Source organism: Marinomonas transparens (genome assembly GCF_016463975.1).
Lineage (GTDB): Bacteria > Pseudomonadota > Gammaproteobacteria > Pseudomonadales > Marinomonadaceae > Marinomonas > Marinomonas transparens.
In genome coordinates this window covers 13,610-32,219 of record NZ_JAEMNX010000020.1, presented here as the reverse complement: position 1 = coordinate 32,219, position 18,610 = coordinate 13,610, and the positions used below count along the sequence as shown (strand labels likewise).

Here is an 18,610-nt window from a genome sequence, read left to right as displayed (position 1 = left end):
ATAAATGAGTAGTTGGTTAGATAAATTTGTACCTTCGATTGTGCGTAGCGAAAAGCGCAGTTCATCGGCTTCAGTGCCGGAAGGTCTTTGGAAGAAATGTCCAAAATGTGAAAATGTGTTGTATCGTCCAGAGTTAGAGAAAAATCTAGATGTTTGTCCGAAATGTGATCACCATTTACGAGTTAATGCTCGTCGCCGTTTAGATATCTTTTTAGACAAGGAAGGTCGCCATGAAATTGGTGCGCACCTTGAGCCTGAAGATAAATTGAAGTTTAAAGATACGAAGCGCTATAAAGATCGTATTACCGCAGCACAAAAAAATACTGGCGAAAAGGACGCGCTGGTTGCAATGGAAGGTGTTTTGAATGGTATGCCGGTTGTGGCTGTGGCGTTTGAATTCAGTTTCTTGGGCGGTTCTATGGGGGCCATTGTTGGTGAGCGTTTTATTCAAGCGGTTAATGTTTGTTTAGAAAAACGTATTCCACTGATTTGTTTCTCTGCTAGTGGTGGTGCACGTATGCAAGAAGCGCTGATTTCTTTGATGCAAATGGCCAAAACCAGTGCCGGTCTAGAGCGTATGAAGCAAGAAGGTATTCCTTATATCTCTGTAATGACGGATCCTGTGTTTGGTGGTGTGTCTGCTTCCCTTGCCATGCTTGGTGATTTGAATGTTGCTGAACCAAATGCGTTGATTGGTTTCGCAGGCCCTCGTGTTATTGAACAGACTGTCCGTGAAAAATTGCCAGAAGGTTTTCAGCGCAGTGAGTTTTTGTTAGACAAGGGTGCGTTGGACATGATTATTAAGCGCGATGAAATGCGTGCGCGTTTATTCAATATTCTATCTCTGCTTACCAATAGAGTGGCGTGATTAAATGACATCTAGGTCATTAGACGGTTGGCTTTCATATATTGAAAGCCAACACCCTTCTGAGATAGAACTCGGTTTAGATAGGGGGAGTAAGGTTTTAGCGAAGCTGAACCTATCCAGACCAAAAGTCAAAGTAATAACGGTAGCGGGAACGAATGGTAAGGGCTCAACTTGTGCTATGTTGACCCAATATCTGGTTTCACAAAACTATTCTGTTGGTACCTATACCTCTCCCCATTTTCTTACTTTTAATGAGCGCATTGCCTTAGATGGTTCTCCTTGTCAGAATGATTTAATCTGTCAGGCTTTTGATGTTATTGAAACGGCCCGAGAAGACATTCCGTTAACCTATTTTGAGTTTAGTACGCTGGCTGCTTTATGGATCTTTGATCAAGCAAAACTTGATTTTTGGGTGTTGGAAGTCGGTTTGGGAGGGCGTTTGGACTCAGTCAATATGGTGGATACGGATGTGGCTGTGGTGACCTCTGTCTCTCTAGATCATGTTGATTGGTTAGGTAATAACATCGCTGTGATCGCCCAAGAGAAAGCAGGGATAGCAAGAAAAGGTAAGTTTTTGATCAGTGGCGTGGTCAACCCGCCAAGCTCCCTCGCCCATGTTGCCAGAGAAGTTGGCGCTATACTGATTCAAAAAGGCGATGACTTTGTTTTTCAGCTTAATCAAGGTACATGGTCTTGGTCTGGCAATGGCGTGTCTTATAACGACTTGCCAATACCTAGTTTGCCACTAGAAAATGCGGCGACGGTTGTTGCCGTATTGAGCTATATGGGGTTGTTACCTAAGCAGCAAGATCTAGTCGCGTTATTTAGCACGGCTCAGTTGGTCGGGCGTTTCCAAAAAGTGGCTGCTGATCCTGATGTCTATATAGACGTAGCTCATAACCCCGAAGCCGCTGTTGAGTTAGCTAATCGGCTTGCCTCTTTTCCTTGTGCACCTATTGCTGTTTTTGGCATGTTAAAAGATAAAGATATTAACAGCGTAGTAGCACATCTGGCGGAATGCTTCTCTGATTGGTTTTGTGCCGATTTATCTGGCGTAAGGGGAGCAAAGGCGTCCGAGTTGGTTAGTGTCATTACAGCCGTGACGGCAGAGGTGAATACGTATGCTTTTGATAGTGTTGAAATAGCATTTAACGCAGCTTTGTTGAAAGCAGAGCAAGAACAGCGTGCAGTGGTCGTGTTTGGGTCTTTTGTTACTGTCTCAGAGTATTTGACATTGAGTCAAAGGAAGAGTGATTTATGATAGATAGAAGCATAGTGTATAGACTGATTGGTGCCGGCATTATTGTATTATCTGCCGCTGTCTTATTACCGCTTATTTTAGATGGCGAACGTCCCGCAGAATTAGACGTGCAGGTGAATGTGACCGAGCCACCAGCTTTTCCTGTGGTGAAAATTGCTCCAGTGCAACCTGTTGACAGTATGTCTTCTAAACCTCAGAAAACAGAGAAGACAGAAGCTAAAGCCGCGCAAGACATTAGTTTGCTTCCTGCTCCGAAAAAAACCGTTGAACCTAAGTCAATTGCTAAAGCTGAGCCAGCTAAGCAAATTCTGGCCCCCGTAAAAAAAGTACCAGCTCCTGTTAAAAAAATAACGGTAACTGAGAAGAAAGCTGTGTTACCTGTTGAGCGCTGGACGGTGCAAATTGGCTCTTTTAAAAATCAAACGAATGCGACTGGCTTGGTCAAAAAACTAAAAGCATCGAATTATGATGCTTATAGCATCACCAAAGGCTCCCTCTATAAGGTTTATGTTGGGCCTGAATTTAAGAGAGGGGCTTCTGAAACCACCCGAGATGATATAAAGAAAAAATTCGGTCTTGCTGGCATCGTTGTTAAATACTTTGTGAATTAAGGTGAGTTTTGTGTCGCAGTCTATGGAAATGTTGAGTGATCTGGTAAACTCCGCTGCGATTTTAAAGGGGGATTCATGGATCAAGTAAATTCATTATCAACCATTGACTGGCTGATAATTGCAGTGGTTATTGTGTCCTCCTTGCTAAGTTTGAGAAGGGGGTTTGTGAAAGAAGTCTTGTCCCTCTTAACTTGGGTGGTGGCTTTTGTTGTCGCCGTTAAGTTTTCAGATCAAATGCAGGCTTTATTGCTTGAGCAAGTTCAGGACGATCAGATTCGTTATATTGTTGCCTTCATTTCTTTATTTGTGGCGACGTTAGTGGTTGGGTCGCTGGTGAGTTTTTTGCTGGGTTCTTTGATTCAAGTAACTGGGTTGTCGGGAACAGATAGAGTGCTGGGTATGATATTTGGCTTTGCCCGAGGCAGTTTGATTGTTGTCGCTTTTGTTTCCCTGTTGAGTCTAAGTCCAGCAATGGAAAAAACGGAATTTTGGAAGACCTCACAATTGATTCCTCAACTAGGGCAATTGAATGGTTGGACACGGGAAATGTTAGGCAAGAGTTCGGATTTGATGAATCCGTCTCTCATTGATCGTGTTCTTGGTAATTAGTCACTTTCTCGAGTGGCAAATAGATAAATAATGTTATGCAGCTTTAGCTGTAACTCCCCAACACGAGGATCTAGAACATGTGTGGTATCGTTGGTGTCGTAGGCACGTCCGTGGTTAATCAGGCAATTTTTGATGCATTAACCGTCCTTCAGCATCGTGGGCAAGATGCTGCTGGTATGGTCACTAGCCATAATGGCCGCTTATGTTTACGTAAAGACAATGGTCCGGTAAGTGAAGTGTTTCGTACCCGTCATATGAAAAAAATGCACGGTAACATAGGTATCGGACATGTCCGTTATCCTACTGCTGGTACTTCTAGTTCAGCGGAAGCTCAGCCTTTTTATGTTAACTCTCCTTACGGTATTTCCCTCGCTCATAATGGCAATTTGACCAATACTGCACAGCTTAAACGTGAAGTGTTTGAATCGGATTTACGCCACATTAACACCACCTCTGATTCAGAAGTGCTAGTGAATGTGCTAGCCCATGAACTTCATGAAGAAGGTAAGTTAATTCCAACGCCAGAAGATATTTTTAATGCGTTAGAACGAGTCTATAAGCGCATTGAGGGTGGTTATGCGGTCGTTGCCTTAATTACGGGTTACGGTATTTTGGCTTTCCGTGATCCAGATGGCATTCGTCCATTGATTTATGGTTCTAGAAAAACGGAGACTGGTGTTGAATACATGGTGGCTTCTGAAAGTGTTGCACTCGATGCTGCTGGCTTTAAGATTGAACGCGATATTCGACCGGGAGAAGCTATTTTTGTGGATGTGAATCATAAGGTTCATATGCGCCAATGCACACCGGAAAAAGCGCCGCGCCCTTGCTTGTTTGAATATGTTTATTTTGCTCGCCCAGATACCGTCATTGACAGTGTTTCTGTTTATAAAGCGCGTATTAACATGGGGGATCGTTTGGCGGCGAAAATTCAGCGTGAATGGTTAGATCATGATATCGATGTGGTGATTCCTATTCCTGATACTAGCCGTACTGCAGCGCTGCAAATTGCTCAGGCTTTAGCTATTCCATTCCGTGAGGGGTTGGTTAAAAACCGCTATATTGGCCGGACTTTTATTATGCCGGGACAAACGGTACGTAAAAAGTCGGTACGTCAAAAACTCAACCCAGTACCATTTGAGTTTAAAGATAAAACCGTGCTTTTGGTGGATGACTCCATTGTGCGTGGTACGACCAGTAAAGAGATTATTGAAATGGCTCGGGATGCCGGAGCGAAAAAAGTCTACATTGCTTCTGCGGCACCAGAAGTGCGCTATCCAAACGTGTATGGTATTGATATGCCAGCGGCCCATGAATTGATCGCCCATAATCGTAATGTGGATGATATTTGTGAATTGATCGGCGCAGATAAACTTATTTTTCAAGACTTAGATGATTTGATCGAAGCTTGTATTGATGAGAAACACTCTGATGTTCGTGAGTTTGATGCATCTGTTTTCGATGGTAAATACATTGCGGGTAATATTGATGCGGCCTACTTGAACCGTCTTGAGGATGATCGTAATGATTCCAATAAGTCGGTGGTAGAAATAACAGTTGGCAGCGATATGATGCACCCTATGTGATTTTCCGTTATTGGGTGACGAGGTAAAATTAAGCCAGGTCGTACCTGGCTTAATTGTTTTTAGATAGTAGGTTAACTTGGATAATATAAAACTCTAGTCGTTCATTCTGTTATGACGACTCATGGTCGCTTAACCGATGAAGAGAAACAGAAAGCTGGCATAGCCGAAGGGCTAGGACGTATTTCTGTTGGTTTAGAAGACATTGTCGTGGATGTGAAAACGGCGTTGAATCAATTGCCTCAGGCTTAAACTTTATTTAGTAAAATAAAGGATAAAAAAACCGCTGACTAGAAAATATCTAGTCAGCGGTTTTTTATGGCGTGATATTGCTATGCCAGTGTACCTTCTAGTGCGGTAAGTTGTTTTCTTTCTTTCCTGCGATAACCTAATACCAGCAAGCAAGGTGTCAGGATTAAGGTGAGTAGGGTTGCAAAAACCAACCCGCCAGCAATGGCAGTCGACAGCTGGGTCCACCATTGGGCTGATGGCGCGCCAATGCTTAATGTTTGGTGCATGAGGTCAATGTTTAGCTGGAATACCATAGGTACCAAGCCGAGAATGGTCGTAATAGTCGTCAGCAATACTGGTCTCAGACGTTGAACTCCCGTTCTAATCGCCGCTTCTCGAACCATCAAACCCTGTTTGCGCAGTCCATTAAAGGTATCGATTAAGACAATATTGTTATTCACCACTATGCCGGCTAGGGCGATGACACCAATACCGCTCATGACCACGCCAAAAGGTTCGCCTTTGAGCATTAGGGCAATCAATACCCCCATGGTAGAGAAGATCACCGCGCTCAAGATTAATAAGCATTGGAAGAAATTATTAAATTGAGTGACCAAAATAATAGCCATCATGAAGAAAGCGACACCAAATGCCTTGAGTAGGAAAGTCATGGCTTTCTGCTGATCTTCCGTATTACCGCGGAACTCGTAGCTAACATTTTTATCTAGATTTGCTGCATCCAATTCCATTTTAAAGGCTTTGATGACCTCATCTACAATTAAACCATCTTTCACATCGGCATCAATTTTGATGGTCTTTTTGCCATCAGTTCGATTAATCAGTCCTTGCTTTTGTCCTGCGTAACGATGGATAAAGTTACTGGCAGGGATGCTGCCTTGATTGGTCGGGATTTGTAAATTATCTAGTTGGTCTAGGCTACGTTGATTGACTGGATAGCGCAGTACTATGTCAATTTTGTCGTCTGCACCTTCAGGTAAGAAATCACTTAGGGTGATGCCTGTCGTGACCAGTTTAATCACATTGCCAAGGCTATTAATATCGACCCCATAGCGGCTTGCTTCGGCACGGTCAATATCAATACGCCACTCAATGCCGGGTAAAGACCTATCATCATTAACTGAAACGATCTCGCTTCTGGCGAGCAGTTTTTTTGAGATCTCATCGGCTGTTAGATTGAGTGCCTCGGTGTAATTAGAGCTCAACTGTAACTGAATATCAGCACCAGATTGGGGGCCACCTTGTTGTTTTTCCGCACTGACTTCAATACCCGGGATCAACTTGGTTTTATCTCGAATTCTATCCAAAATCAGGCTGGCTGATTGGCGCTTGTCCCAATCGGTGAATTCCATGCTAATGGAACCTATGCTATCAGGAGACGCATTATTGCCCGGAGTTGAGTAGGAGGTAACAACCACGCTTTCTAACTCTGGAATGCCAAGGATCTGCTGTTCTACTTGCTTAACAAGCGCATCTTTTTCATCTAATGACAGGTCACCACGGGCGCGTATGTCTAGGTTTGCTGATTCAGGTTCGATAGTAGGGAAAAACTCTAGGCCTTTACCAAATTTACCATAGCTTATAAAAACGCTAATCAATAAGACGATGGTAAAGGTTAATACCCAGATAGGGCTTTCTACTAAGCGGGTTAACATTCTACTGTATAAGCCTGTAGGGCCAGTTAGGTCTTTTAAATCACCCGCTTCTGCCGTTTTGAGGGCGTGCATGGTTTTTTCTGAGTAGGCGCCTTTTTTACCTATTATGGACCCTATAGTCGGAATAACGATTAACGCCATCACCAAGGAAGAGGCTAGGGTAGCAATAATGGTGATAGGTAGGTAACGCATGAACTCACCAACGATATCAGGCCAAAATAGCAATGGCATGAATACCGCTAGGGTTGTTGCGGTTGACGCAATAATGGGCCACGCCATGCGCTTTGCTGCTTCGCCATAGGCCTGACGTTTAGAAGCGCCTTCAGCGAGCTTTCTGTCAGCGTATTCGGTGACCACTATGGCGCCGTCCACCAACATACCAACACTTAGTATCAGGGCAAATAGCACCACCATATTGATGGTAAAGCCCTGCATGTCGAGGATTAAAATACCGGCTAAGAAGGCTCCGGGAATGGCGATGCCAACGAGGAATGCACTACGAATTCCCAGCGCCCAAACGATGACTATCATAACCAGTAAGGTAGAGGCTAATACGTTGTTGAATAGGTCATTTAGAGAGGTTTCAATCTCCGTTGATTTATCACCTGACAGGTTATATTCAACACCTTCAGGCCATTGTTTGCTGGCTTCTTCGACTGTTTCTTTAACTGCACCAATGGTATCTATTATGTTGGCACCAACACGCTTTGATACCGCAAGCGTGATGCTTTTTTTACCACCCACACGGGCATAACTGGTTGGGTCTTCAAAGGCCAATTCGCCAGTGGCTATGTCTTTCAGTTTTACCAGCTGATCGCCATCGACTTTGATAGGAAGGTTGATAATATCTTCTGTGGTCTTGAGTAATCCCGGTACTTTTAGGGGAAAACGTCCAGCGCCTGTGTCAAGGTTGCCAGCCGCTATTAAACGATTGTTTCCTGAGACAAAGTTAACCACATCAGTCAAGGAAAGGTTATAGGATTCCATGAGCTCTGGACGAATAATGATCTGTGCCTGCTGATCACGGTCGCCGCTAATTTTGGCTTCTAGTACTCCGGGGGTTGCTTCTATTGCATCCTGTAAGGTGCCAGCAACACGACTGAGTTCAAAGAAATCAACATTGCCAGAGAGGTTTATCCGTAATACAGGAAAGGTGGATAGATTGATTTCTGTGACGGTTGGTTCGTCGGCATCGTCGGGGAGGTCACTCTTAGCTCTATCTATTTTTTCTCGAGTATCAGTGAGTGCTTGATCAATATCTACACCGGAATCAAATTCGAGCATGATGGAGGCATGGCCTTCAGACGCTGTTGAGGTCAGCTCCTTTAGCCCTTCTAAGCCTTTTAATTCTTTTTCTAGTGGGTGTACCAATAAACTATCGGCATCCTCTGGTGAAATGCCTTCCAAACTGACAGAAACATACGCCATTGGAATGGTGATATCAGGGTCATTTTCCTTGGCTATTTCAATATAAGCCACGATTCCCATAATTAGAACTAACACAAAGAGCATCATTACCGTACGTGAGCGAGCTAAGGCCGCTTCAATCAATGCTTGCATCTAGAAAGCCTCCTTAGTTTTGGTAATGAGCGTCAACAGTGTCACCAGGGTTAACAAAACCTTGTCCAACTGTGATGATGTTAACTTGATCTGGAAGGCCACTGACCCAAATTTCATCGCGATCAGACTTAATAACTTCGACGGGGATTAGTTTGACCTTGTTATCTAGGTCGATGGTTTTAATTGCTGTCTTGCCATCATTATCCAAAGTGAGCAGTGCAGGGGAAAAAGCATGAGCTTTTTGTTCATCTAAAATAAAATCTACTTTGGCGGTAAGTCCAGTCGGGATGCTGTTATCAGGGTTATCGACTAATAGTTCTACACTAATAGATCGACTGCTTTCATTCGCCGCTGCGCTAATATAAGAAACGACACCTTCTACTTTCTGTCCTGACTCTAGGGCTATTTCTCCTGTTGTTCCCTGGGTGATTTGATAGATTTTATTTTGCGGAATATTGACTGTGATGCGAATAGGGTTTAAGGCAATCAAGGTACCTATGCTGGTTTTGTCAGCAATGACTTGCCCTTGTTGGACGTCCAGTGTGTTTAATATGCCGGAAAAAGGCGCGGTAACTGTTGCATTTTCAAGACTGACAAGCAGGGCTTTTTCGTTTGCTTGAGCAGAGGCAAGTTCTGTTTCGGCTTGAGCTAGGTTAACCTTTGAGGCGAAGTTTCCTGCTTTTAGCTTTTTCATACCGTCTAATTCAAGCTTGCGTTGTTTTACCAGTAGCTTAGCTTGTGATAACTGGCTTTTAAGGGTACGAGTATCAATTTGAATAATGGCATCGCCTTTTTTCACAAAGGTGCCTTTTTCTACCAACACTTTTGTTACGCGTCCAGGGTAGGTATTAGTGAGAGTCAGGCTTTCATTAGCAAGGGTTTTTCCGCTGAGAGGGAGATGCACCGCAATAGACTGGACTGTTAGTGCTTTTGCTTGCACTGAGTAGGCGATTAAGTTTTCTGCTTGCTGGTTTGATACTTCCTTCTCGGTAGTAACGGGTTGGGCTCCAGTTGGACTAACTGTAATGCCATTTCCAGATAAAACCATCCAAGCGACTAGTCCACTAGCAATAACGACTGCAGTAATCGGCCCGACTTTACTTTTCCACTCCATTAAGTGCTCCACAAGATGAAAGATATGATTGTTTTATTATATTCATAACATAGATGTATAAACACACCACATGCAAGGATTGTAATGATGATAGCAGAATATTTGTTATGCCTTTGTGACTGGAATTGCTGAAAAGAGATTTATATGTGGAAACCTTTACTGATTTCTAGTGCTACAGCATCGTATTTGCTGAATCTGGTATCAGAAGGGTGATACTATATCGCCACAAAATTTTTACATTATATGGATAGATATGAGTCTATTGTCGTTAGAACAGATTAGTGTTGCTTTTGGGCATAATCCACTACTGTCGAAAGTGAGTTTCGCTGCTGAAGCAGGTGAGCGTGTGGCCATCATCGGTCGTAATGGCGCGGGCAAATCCACCTTATTAAAAATCATCTCTGGAGAACAAGTTCCAGATGAAGGTGTGGTACGTATTGAAGGCGGCATGCGTGTTGCGCAATTGCCTCAAGAACTACCAGCAGCCAATGCAAAAACGGTTCGAGAAGTGGTCAGTGAGGGGGCTGGTGAGGCCCATGAGTTAATGACTCGCTATTTTAAACTGCTAGAAGACTTCGAAAATGATCACTCAGAGGAATTGGGTAATATTCAAACTGAGTTGGATAAGATTCAAGGCTGGGACTTAGAGCAACGTGTGAATAACATGATTCAGCGTTTAGCCTTACCGGCGGATAAGCTAATGTCTGAGTTGTCGGGTGGTTGGCGTCGTCGTGTCATACTTGCACAAGCCTTGATTTCGAACCCTGATGTCTTGCTGTTGGACGAGCCGACTAACCATCTGGACGTGCCTACTATCGAATGGATGGAGCAACAGCTACAACAGTTTCGTGGTTTGATCCTCTTTATTACCCATGATCGTCGTTTTCTTGAAAAACTAGCCAACCGTATTATTGAGTTGGATCGTGGTAACTTGATTTCTTTCAGCGGCAACATTAATGCTTTTCTTGTTTTTAAAGAGAAGCTATTGGAAGAAGAAGAGCGTGCCAACGCTCTCTTTGATAAGCGATTAGCCGAAGAAGAAGTATGGATTCGCCAAGGTATCAAAGCCCGTCGAACCCGTAATGAAGGCCGTGTTCGAGCTTTGGAAGCCCTACGTAGCGAACGTTCAGAGCGTATTAATCGTCAAGGCAAGGCTAAAATGGCGATTGAGACCAAAGACAAGTCTGGCAAGTTGGTGGCTGAGTTTAGCCAAGTGAGTCACGCTTTTGAGGACAAAGTAATTCTTAAACCCATGGACCTTATCGTGTCTCGTGGTGACCGCATTGGTCTGATTGGACCAAATGGTTGCGGTAAGAGTACTTTTCTGAAAATCTTGTTGGGCAGCTTGGAACCCAAGTCCGGTGAGGTTCGCCAAGGGACCAAGTTAAATATCGCCTACTTTGACCAATTACGTGAGCAGCTAGATCCAGAGCAAACAGTCGCTGAAAACGTCGGTGAAGGTAAAGACGTTATCGAGATCAATGGTCAAAACAAACACGTTATTGGTTACCTTGGCGATTTCCTTTTTCCCCCTGAACGTGCCCGTACTCCGGTAAAAGCCCTATCTGGTGGTGAACGAAATCGTGTTTTATTAGCAAAACTCTTTACTCGACCCGCTAATCTATTGGTGATGGATGAGCCGACCAACGACCTTGATGTGGAAACATTAGAGCTGCTTGAAGAGCTACTAATGAACTACGATGGCACCTTATTATTGGTCAGCCATGACCGTACTTTTCTTGATAATGTGGTGACCAGCGTGATTGCCTTTGAAGGCGAAGGGAATGTGAAAGAATACGTTGGAGGTTATAACGATTGGATTCGTCAAGGCGGTAAATTCCCAACGGAATCGACCTCGCAAACGGATGAAGCACCAAAGTCTAAAAAAGAGACGAAAAAAACAAGTCCGGAAGCGGTTGCTGAAAAAGCGCCTGCGGCTAAGCCGAAAGCCAAATTAAGCTATAAGTTACAGCGTGAATTCGAAACCATGCCAGAAACCATTGCTAAGTTAGAAGAAGAGATTGCTGCTCTGCATGCAGTGACAAGCGCAGCAGACTTTTACACAGGTGATGCAGAAAAAGTGCAGCAAACCTTAGCTAACATGGCAGACAAAGAACATGAGCTTGAGACAAGCATGGAGCGTTGGCTTGAGTTAGAAGACATGCAGAATGGATAAGTTATGAGTAAAAAAATTACGCCAGTGTCGTTTGTTCCACGCTTTTTTGGTGCCTTTGGGCAGTTTTTTAAATACATGGGAAGTGGTGATTACGCTGCTCGTTGTCAGCAGATTGCTGCGGGTGACGTGTTAGCCAGTGAAACGGAGCCACAAACCATCACAGAGACGGTTGAAGTGATTCGTGAAATTGAAGTCGCGGCGCCAGCTTTGGATACGGTAAGTTCCGATGGGGCATACCAGTTGTTGCAACTCTTGCAGCAGGAAGCACGCTTTATCGACTTTACCCAAGAAAGCATTGACGGTTACGACGATGCGGATGTGGGTGCGGCCGCGCGCCAGATTCACGCTGGTTGCGCTAAGGTGATTCAGCAACACTTCACCATTGAAACGGTGAAGGACGCAGCAGAAAACAGTCGCATAGACATTCCTGTGGGTTACGATGCCAAGCAAGTTAAGCTGCAAGGTCGAGTAGCAGGCGATGGCCCTTACACTGGTACCTTGATTCATCCCGGTTGGAAGGTGGTGGAAACACGTTTACCTAAAGTTGCCAGTACCGATAGCCTGCATATTTTAGCGCCTGCCGAAGTCGAGGTTTAATGCGTGAGTGATTATTTTATTGGTATCGATTTAGGTACCACCCATTCGGCTGTCTACTATTCAGCAACAGGCGGTGCAGGACAGAGTGGCATTCAACAACTGATGATTCCGCAGTTTACCGCGGCGGGTAGAGTGGATGAGTTAACTCTACTGCCATCTTTTGTGTATTTTCCGCACAAAACAGAATTCCTTGAAAGTGATTTGCAGCTTCCTTGGGGCAAGACCGATGCCATTGTGGGCCAGTTAGCCCGCGAACTTGGGGCCAAGTCCTCTGGCCGTCTCGTGCAAAGCGCCAAAAGCTGGCTTTGCCATGCTAGCGTGGGCGCAGACGAAACGGTGTTGCCCGTGGATGCTCTAGAAGAAGTCAGCAAGGTCTCGCCAGCACACATAACAGAAACCTTATTGTCACACCTAGTTAATGCTTGGACGTTGGCTTTTCCCAATGCGCCGATGAGCGAGCAAGATGTGGTGATTACCATTCCTGCGTCGTTTGACCCGGCGGCTCGTACGATTACTGAGCAAGCGGCGCAAAGCTTAGGCTTACGCGCACGTTTAATTGAAGAACCCCTAGCGGCTTTCTATGCTTGGTTGAGTGATCAAGCATCTTGGACTGACAGTTTAGAGGTTAACGAACACATCCTAGTGGTCGATGTTGGTGGTGGCACGACAGATTTGTCCCTAATAAAAGCGGTCGAGCAAGAGGGGGCTTTAGGATTAGAGCGTGTTGCTGTGGGCCGTCATATCTTATTGGGTGGCGACAACATGGATATGACGCTGACCTACCATTTAGCCGCCCAGTTGGCGCAAGCGGGCACTAATCTAGAGGCATGGCAGATTACTGGGTTAACTCAAGCCTGCCGGGACGCTAAAGAACGTCTATTGTCAAATGCTGACTTAGACAGGGTGAGTGTCGTCGTGCCTAGCCGTGGCCGTAGCTTGTTTAATAACAGTATCAAAGCCAGCTTGAGCCAAGTGGAAGTGCAGCAATTATTGATTGATGGCTTTTTTCCTGTTGTACAGTTTGGTGAGCGAGCTCAAAAAACACCCCGTAGCGGTTTTAGTCGCATTAACTTGGACTACGAAAGTGACCCTGCCATCACTCGACACATCAGCGAATTCTTAGCCCAGCATAATATTAAGCCAAGCAAGGTATTGCTCAATGGCGGGGTTTTTAACGCGCCACTTATTCGCAGCACTATAGAGGCTCGAATAGAAAGCTTATTGGCAGACGGTCCGCTTGTTATGCTAGCACCTTCCCACTTGGACTATGCGGTGGCCAAGGGAGCGACCTATTACGCACAGGTTCAAGCTGAGGGCGGTGTTAAGGTGAAAAGTGGCTTAGCGGCCAATTATTACATTGGCGTTGCTAGCCCTATGCCAGCGATTCCGGGCATGGTGCCCCCTGTTGATGCCTTATGTGTGGCACCTTTCGGTTTGGAAGAAGGCTCAGAAGAGCAAATGCTACCGAATGAGTTTTCTTTGGTCGTGGGTGAAGTCGTCACCTTTCGTTTTTTTCAATCGCAAACCAGTGATGTAGACAGCATAGGTAAAGTTATCTCATCCTTCGCGATTGGTCAGTTGAGCGAGTTGAACCCTTTGTCTGTCAGCTTAGAGGCAGGGCACTATAAAGAAGGCGACATGGTGCGCATTTATTTGACCTCTAGAGTGACGGAACTTGGTCTGTTATTGCTCCAAGCCCACGATACTCAATCTGATTTAGTCTGGACCATCGAGTTTTTAGTTAGGGAGTCCTAATGGCTGTATCGACCTATCGAGTCGGAATTGATTTAGGGACGACCAATTGCGTCGTCTCTTACCTTTCAACAGTATCGAATCATGTAGCTATGCCTAAATTGTTGTCTATTCCACAATGCATGGCCGACGGTTCGGTGCAGGAATTTACCCATCTTCCTAGTGCGATTTACCTGATTGCCAAGGATGAAAAGCGAGAGTCTGTATTGCCTTGGTCAAAAGTGGGGCGCGGTGAAGATAGAGACAAAATAGTTGGCGTCGGCGCCTTGGCGTTAGGTCAACGTCGAGCCAACCAGCTCGTGCAAAGCGCGAAGAGCTGGTTAAGCCATCGACAGGTAGATCGTCGTTCTAATATCTTACCGTGGGGCAGTGACATTGCGAAAAAGCTCAGCCCTTTAGATGCCAGTCGTGCGTTACTTGCTCATATTCATGCCAGTTGGAACCATCAGTTTCCTAATGCACCATTGGAAAATCAAGCGGTTGCCTTAACCTTACCCGCCTCCTTTGACGAAGAAGCCCGTGCTTTGACCTTAGAAGCGGCTCACTTGGCGGGCTTATCTAACCTCTATTTACTCGAAGAACCGCAAGCGGCTTGTTATTACTACATGAATGACGAAGCTAAGTTGTCGGCATTAGCAGATAAAAAAATGCTCTTGGTGGTAGACATTGGTGGTGGTACCAGTGACTTTAGTTTGGTGTCGATTCATCCTGTTAAAGATAAAATAGCGCTTAAGCGTATCGCGGTGGGGGAGCACCTGTTATTAGGTGGTGACAACCTTGACCAAGCCTTGGCTTTTCAGCTCGATCCAAAGCAAATCTCGGCGCTGTCAGCGACTCGTTTAGCCGCCTTGGTTCAGCAAACTCGTCAGGCGAAAGAAACCTTGTTGGGTGACGATGCCCCAGAGCAACTCAGTATTAGGGTATTGGGTGGCGGTAGTCGTTTGATCGGTGGCTCGCAAAAATTTCATGTGGCTCGTGATGCTTTATTAGAACAGGTTCAATCTGGATTTTTTCCGCAAATAGAGTTGAATACTGGGGTGCAAAAGAGCGGTTACGCCATGCATACCTTGGGCTTGCCTTATGAAACTGATCCGGCTTTCACTCGCCATCTAGCGGCTTTTCTAACAGCACACCAAAAAGATATTCAAGCCGCGACGGGCAGCGACATGCCTGATGCGGTGTTATTCAATGGTGGCTTGTTCAATAGCCCTATATTGAAAGAGCGCTTGCTTGGACAATTAAATACCTGGTCTTCGTCCCCTATCTTGGCTTGCATCGCGCCGGAACCTAATGACGCGGTAGCTAAGGGTGCTGCCTTGTATTTGAGCGCCCTTGCAGGGGAGAGCGCACGCATTGAAAGCGGCGCAGCCCATGCTTTGTACCTGAAAATAGACGAAGATCAGTTTGTTGGCATCTTGCCGAAAGGCACTCCTAAAGGGGAAGTGCTGACACTGGATCAAGATTTTCAACTGACTTTGGGTGAGCGCGTTCAGTTCCCCTTGTATCGTTCTGAGGATCATCTTGAATGTCTGTCTGGGCAAGTCCGCCGTGGCGATGATTTGCATTATGTATCGACTTTGACGACCGAGCTGGATGCTTCTCAAGCGGCTAATCAAATTAGTGTCAAGCTCGCGGTTCAACTCACCGAAGTCGGTGTGTTGCAAGTTGAATTGAAAGCAGAAAATCAGCGTGATGTTTGGCGGTTGGATTTTTCTACTCAACAAGATGCAGCAGCAGAAGAGGAAGGTTCAGGCAAGCAAGCTTTACTGCACGGTAACATGGGCGCGGCTGAAGAACACTTGGTGACATGCTTTTCTAGTGCCGGTCAAAAGCAAAACCCAGATCTCGTTAAATCTCTTAAGCAAGATTTGGATCAGTTATTGGGTTCCCGTGACGATTGGAACCTAGCCACTTCGCGGCGCTTGGTAGACAAGTTGCTTAGCGTGAAATCAGGCCGAATGAAAAGTGCGCAGCATGAACGTCAATGGTTACAGCTTGTCGGCTATTGTTTACGCCCCGGTTATGGTGCCGATGAAGATGCAGCGCGTGTGACGCAAGTGGTCAACCTCATTAAAGCGGGCACGCATCATGATAGCGCCGCCGTGTGGGGCCAATACTGGACGCTTTATCGCCGCATTGCTGGTGGTTTAGACGAAAGCCGTCAACAGGCTTTATTCAAAGAATTTAGTCAGTTTTATTCGCCCACTGGTCAACGTTCGCGGGAGAAAATGAAAACCCTGACAACGCGTTCTAGCGATGACTTGATTCGCCTTGTCGGTGCGCTAGAAGGCTTGTCATATGATGACAAAACAACCGCTATTGATTGGTTGGTAAAGCGTCTGAAGAAATCCTCTGAACCCGATACCGCATGGTGGACGGTAGGGCGCTTGGCCTCTCGTCAACTTTTGTCCCATGACCTTGATGCCAGACTGCCGGAAGCAGACCTTTATCCGCTATTGGATGCAGCATTGAAAGAAGACTGGAAAAAGCGCAAACAGGCAGGTCTCGCTGCGGTGCTTATGAGTCAGGTCTCGACAGACGAAACCGAGAAAATGACCGGTTATCGAAAAAAAGTGGCTGCCAAGCTGAAGAAAGACAAATGTCCAATCCAATGGTTAGAGCGTTTATCTAGCAAGAATGAAATCAACGAAGACGAACTTAATGCATTGCTTGGTGAAAGCCTACCGATTGGGTTGCGACTTTAGTTTTTGTCAGGGCTTTAAGCCCGACTATCAAGGTGTTTTTGAGGTAGCTGGGATTGTCCTAAAACGGCAACGATAAGAATAAAGTCTTTTTCTTTGGTGTAATAGGCTACATGTTTACCGACAGGAAAATAGAAGCCTTTTTGATAGATGTCATCACAGCTTCGCCCCAATCCTTCGTTATTGGCCAAATTTTGAAAGCCAGAAAGTAAGGTGGTTTTATATTTTTGCCACTGTGCGTCTGAATAGTTTTCTACCGTATAGCTCTTGATTTTTAGTAGATGTTCTTGGGCTAAGCGGCTGAGTTTGTATGGTTTGTCCTGCATATGTGTTAATGAACTATTAAAGAGAGCTTATAAAAGCGTCACCATCGACAGTGGCTCCACTGTCTAAATCTTTTTTTGCCGACTCAAAGCAGTGTTTAAGGTAATCAAGCTTCATGGCTTCAAGCTCTTCAAAGTCTTTCATCGACATAACCACAACCGTGTTTTTACTATTTTTACTAATGATGACAGGTTCACGTTGAGCGTTTAAAAGTAGTTCGCCAAAATTTCTCTTGGCATCGTTTGCTGTTAGTGTATGCATGATTAAGTTCCATGTTTAAAATTACACAAAAGTATAATTTATGGTGCTTTTTAATTAAAGTGATTAAATCGTGTGATTTTTGTTATGAATGGGCGTTATTTTAAAAGTAGATGGTTCGATCGCGGGGGCCGAGTGCAGAAGTTGACGGACTATTTTTGCATTGCTTCGCGGCTACAAAATTAACGCAAAGCTCTAGGTTAGCGGATGAAAAGTATCTCTCATAAAAAATTGGAGGGTCTATGAAAAGCCATGGTAAGTGTTTATGTGGTTCAGTTACTTTAGAAGTTGAGTATGCCAGCAGCGAAATAGCGGTATGCCACTGTAGTATGTGTCGCAACTGGGGTGGCGGTCCAATGCTCGCAATCGACTGTGCTGATTCTGTAAAAATATCAGATGAAACAAGTGTTACAAGGTATTCATCATCAGAGTGGGCAGATAGGGGCTTTTGTAAACAATGCGGCACCCATTTATTTTATTACCTTAAACCAGCGAATCAGTATCATCTTCCTATTGGTTTGTTGCAAACGGATGATCACTTTACCTTTACCCACCAAATATTTATTGATGAAAAGCCCGAATATTATGAGTTCAAAAACGAAACACACAATATGACGGGTGCTGAAGTATTTGCGCATTTTGAAGCAGAAGGGTAACAGAGTTAGCGGTGCATCGAACTTGGGAACATTATGCCTACGATAGAATATGTAAAATTTAGTGAGGTAAATCCAGAAAGCTTTTTACCTCTGTTAAATAAGCTAAAAATTAGAGAGCATTTGATCCAACATGAATTATTTGACCGCGATTCTGCTGCAGCTTGGATGAAATCTAAGGTAGACGTTGATGCTAGCCATGGATGTAAAGTCCGCGCTATAAATGTAGATGATCAACTTATTGGGTGGTGCGGTATCCAGCTAGAGGATGCTAAGTACGAGATCGCAATAGTGATAGACGATGGTTCGTGGGGGCTTGGTATTAAGATATTCCATGAAATGATGGGCTGGGCTAAAGCGATGGGACATGACGAAGTTTACATTCATTTTCTACATACCCGTCCTAACTATAAGTTTCTGCAAAAAATGGCTAAAAAAACCTACGAAAGTGACATTTTGGGCAATAAATTTAATACCTATCTACTCGCTGTAAACTAGTCCATACCAAGTGAAATGACATTCTAATCAGGTAGACGCTAGTTTTGTGGAGGAATGTCATTTCAACTTTTGGTTTAAACGTTGTCATTAGGTCGCGTGGTTTTAAACTTTAAAGATCATCACCTTTTGTCTTTGATCAT

At 44.8% G+C, this 18,610-nt stretch carries 15 protein-coding genes and 1 pseudogene; 12 read left to right on the top strand and 4 right to left on the bottom strand.

What is annotated here, in order from left to right:
* Positions 1 to 4: 4 nt before the first annotated feature.
* The 6 genes and pseudogenes from accD to I8J31_RS15155 all read left to right on the top strand — a co-directional run.
* Positions 5 to 868: an acetyl-CoA carboxylase, carboxyltransferase subunit beta gene (gene accD, locus I8J31_RS15180; protein ID WP_199469428.1), complete on the top strand. Its 864-nt coding sequence runs from the start codon at positions 5 to 7 to the stop codon at positions 866 to 868.
* A 4-nt stretch (positions 869 to 872) separates the two neighbouring features.
* Complete coding sequence (gene folC / locus I8J31_RS15175; protein WP_199469427.1) at positions 873 to 2,129, top strand: bifunctional tetrahydrofolate synthase/dihydrofolate synthase; 1,257 nt, start codon at positions 873 to 875, stop codon at positions 2,127 to 2,129.
* Positions 2,126 to 2,740 (top strand): SPOR domain-containing protein, encoded by a 615-nt coding sequence (locus I8J31_RS15170; RefSeq protein ID WP_199469426.1) that lies wholly within the window; start codon positions 2,126 to 2,128, stop codon positions 2,738 to 2,740. The genes folC and I8J31_RS15170 overlap by 4 nt, the downstream gene beginning before the upstream one ends.
* A 75-nt stretch (positions 2,741 to 2,815) precedes the next feature.
* The gene (locus I8J31_RS15165) at positions 2,816 to 3,349 is read left to right on the top strand and encodes a CvpA family protein (protein WP_199469425.1); all 534 of its coding nucleotides are present in this window, start codon (positions 2,816 to 2,818) and stop codon (positions 3,347 to 3,349) included.
* Between the two features lie 77 nt (positions 3,350 to 3,426).
* On the top strand, positions 3,427 to 4,935 hold the full coding sequence (gene purF / locus I8J31_RS15160; RefSeq protein ID WP_199469424.1) for an amidophosphoribosyltransferase: 1,509 nt from the start codon (positions 3,427 to 3,429) through the stop codon (positions 4,933 to 4,935).
* 96 nt (positions 4,936 to 5,031) lie between these two features.
* Positions 5,032 to 5,184 (top strand): annotated as a pseudogene (locus I8J31_RS15155) (PLP-dependent transferase); the annotation flags it as partial.
* A gap of 80 nt (positions 5,185 to 5,264) precedes the next feature.
* Here the strand turns inward: I8J31_RS15155 and I8J31_RS15150 are convergent.
* Both I8J31_RS15150 and I8J31_RS15145 read right to left on the bottom strand, forming a co-directional pair.
* Entirely contained in the window at positions 5,265 to 8,396 is a 3,132-nt protein-coding gene (locus I8J31_RS15150; protein WP_199469423.1) for an efflux RND transporter permease subunit, read from the bottom strand.
* A gap of 13 nt (positions 8,397 to 8,409) precedes the next feature.
* Positions 8,410 to 9,510, bottom strand: a complete 1,101-nt coding sequence (locus I8J31_RS15145) for an efflux RND transporter periplasmic adaptor subunit (protein ID WP_199469422.1) — start codon at positions 9,508 to 9,510, stop codon at positions 8,410 to 8,412.
* Between the two features lie 253 nt (positions 9,511 to 9,763).
* On the opposite strand from I8J31_RS15145, the gene I8J31_RS15140 reads away from it, so the two are divergent.
* From I8J31_RS15140 to I8J31_RS15125, 4 genes are read left to right on the top strand one after another with little or no spacing between them, the layout of a single operon-like run.
* Positions 9,764 to 11,686 carry an ATP-binding cassette domain-containing protein gene (locus I8J31_RS15140; protein WP_199469421.1) on the top strand — a complete coding sequence of 641 codons (1,923 nt, stop codon included), beginning with the start codon at positions 9,764 to 9,766 and terminating at the stop codon, positions 11,684 to 11,686.
* 3 nt (positions 11,687 to 11,689) lie between these two features.
* Positions 11,690 to 12,283 carry a DUF2760 domain-containing protein gene (locus I8J31_RS15135; protein WP_199469420.1) on the top strand — a complete coding sequence of 198 codons (594 nt, stop codon included), beginning with the start codon at positions 11,690 to 11,692 and terminating at the stop codon, positions 12,281 to 12,283.
* A 3-nt stretch (positions 12,284 to 12,286) separates the two neighbouring features.
* On the top strand, positions 12,287 to 14,038 hold the full coding sequence (locus I8J31_RS15130; protein ID WP_199469419.1) for an Hsp70 family protein: 1,752 nt from the start codon (positions 12,287 to 12,289) through the stop codon (positions 14,036 to 14,038).
* Positions 14,038 to 16,740 carry a hsp70 family protein gene (locus I8J31_RS15125; protein ID WP_199469418.1) on the top strand — a complete coding sequence of 901 codons (2,703 nt, stop codon included), beginning with the start codon at positions 14,038 to 14,040 and terminating at the stop codon, positions 16,738 to 16,740. Before I8J31_RS15130 ends, I8J31_RS15125 begins: the two co-directional genes overlap by 1 nt.
* A 14-nt stretch (positions 16,741 to 16,754) precedes the next feature.
* Here the strand turns inward: I8J31_RS15125 and I8J31_RS15120 are convergent, their stop codons facing one another.
* Together I8J31_RS15120 and I8J31_RS15115 are read right to left on the bottom strand one after the other, a co-directional pair.
* A complete protein-coding gene (locus I8J31_RS15120; protein WP_199469417.1) occupies positions 16,755 to 17,063 on the bottom strand; it encodes a type II toxin-antitoxin system RelE/ParE family toxin in 309 nt (102 codons plus the stop codon).
* A gap of 16 nt (positions 17,064 to 17,079) precedes the next feature.
* Positions 17,080 to 17,322, bottom strand: a complete 243-nt coding sequence (locus I8J31_RS15115; protein WP_199469416.1) for a type II toxin-antitoxin system Phd/YefM family antitoxin — start codon at positions 17,320 to 17,322, stop codon at positions 17,080 to 17,082.
* 239 nt (positions 17,323 to 17,561) lie between these two features.
* On the opposite strand from I8J31_RS15115, the gene I8J31_RS15110 reads away from it, so the two are divergent.
* Complete coding sequence (locus I8J31_RS15110) at positions 17,562 to 17,975, top strand: GFA family protein (protein WP_199469415.1); 414 nt, start codon at positions 17,562 to 17,564, stop codon at positions 17,973 to 17,975.
* Between the two features lie 33 nt (positions 17,976 to 18,008).
* Positions 18,009 to 18,470, top strand: coding sequence for a GNAT family N-acetyltransferase (locus I8J31_RS15105; protein WP_199469414.1), 462 nt, complete (start codon positions 18,009 to 18,011; stop codon positions 18,468 to 18,470).
* Positions 18,471 to 18,610: the final 140 nt, after the last annotated feature.

Bases quoted from the DNA above. Each gene is read 5' to 3' on its own strand.
- accD (WP_199469428.1), top strand. From the start codon at position 5: ATGAGTAGTTGGTTAGATAAATTTGTACCTTCGATTGTGCGTAGCGAA.
- folC (WP_199469427.1), top strand. From the start codon at position 873: ATGACATCTAGGTCATTAGACGGTTGGCTTTCATATATTGAAAGCCAA.
- I8J31_RS15170 (WP_199469426.1), top strand. From the start codon at position 2,126: ATGATAGATAGAAGCATAGTGTATAGACTGATTGGTGCCGGCATTATT.
- I8J31_RS15165 (WP_199469425.1), top strand. From the start codon at position 2,816: ATGGATCAAGTAAATTCATTATCAACCATTGACTGGCTGATAATTGCA.
- purF (WP_199469424.1), top strand. From the start codon at position 3,427: ATGTGTGGTATCGTTGGTGTCGTAGGCACGTCCGTGGTTAATCAGGCA.
- I8J31_RS15150 (WP_199469423.1), bottom strand. From the start codon at position 8,396: ATGCAAGCATTGATTGAAGCGGCCTTAGCTCGCTCACGTACGGTAATG.
- I8J31_RS15145 (WP_199469422.1), bottom strand. From the start codon at position 9,510: ATGGAGTGGAAAAGTAAAGTCGGGCCGATTACTGCAGTCGTTATTGCT.
- I8J31_RS15140 (WP_199469421.1), top strand. From the start codon at position 9,764: ATGAGTCTATTGTCGTTAGAACAGATTAGTGTTGCTTTTGGGCATAAT.
- I8J31_RS15135 (WP_199469420.1), top strand. From the start codon at position 11,690: ATGAGTAAAAAAATTACGCCAGTGTCGTTTGTTCCACGCTTTTTTGGT.
- I8J31_RS15125 (WP_199469418.1), top strand. From the start codon at position 14,038: ATGGCTGTATCGACCTATCGAGTCGGAATTGATTTAGGGACGACCAAT.
- I8J31_RS15120 (WP_199469417.1), bottom strand. From the start codon at position 17,063: ATGCAGGACAAACCATACAAACTCAGCCGCTTAGCCCAAGAACATCTA.
- I8J31_RS15115 (WP_199469416.1), bottom strand. From the start codon at position 17,322: ATGCATACACTAACAGCAAACGATGCCAAGAGAAATTTTGGCGAACTA.
- I8J31_RS15110 (WP_199469415.1), top strand. From the start codon at position 17,562: ATGAAAAGCCATGGTAAGTGTTTATGTGGTTCAGTTACTTTAGAAGTT.
- I8J31_RS15105 (WP_199469414.1), top strand. From the start codon at position 18,009: ATGCCTACGATAGAATATGTAAAATTTAGTGAGGTAAATCCAGAAAGC.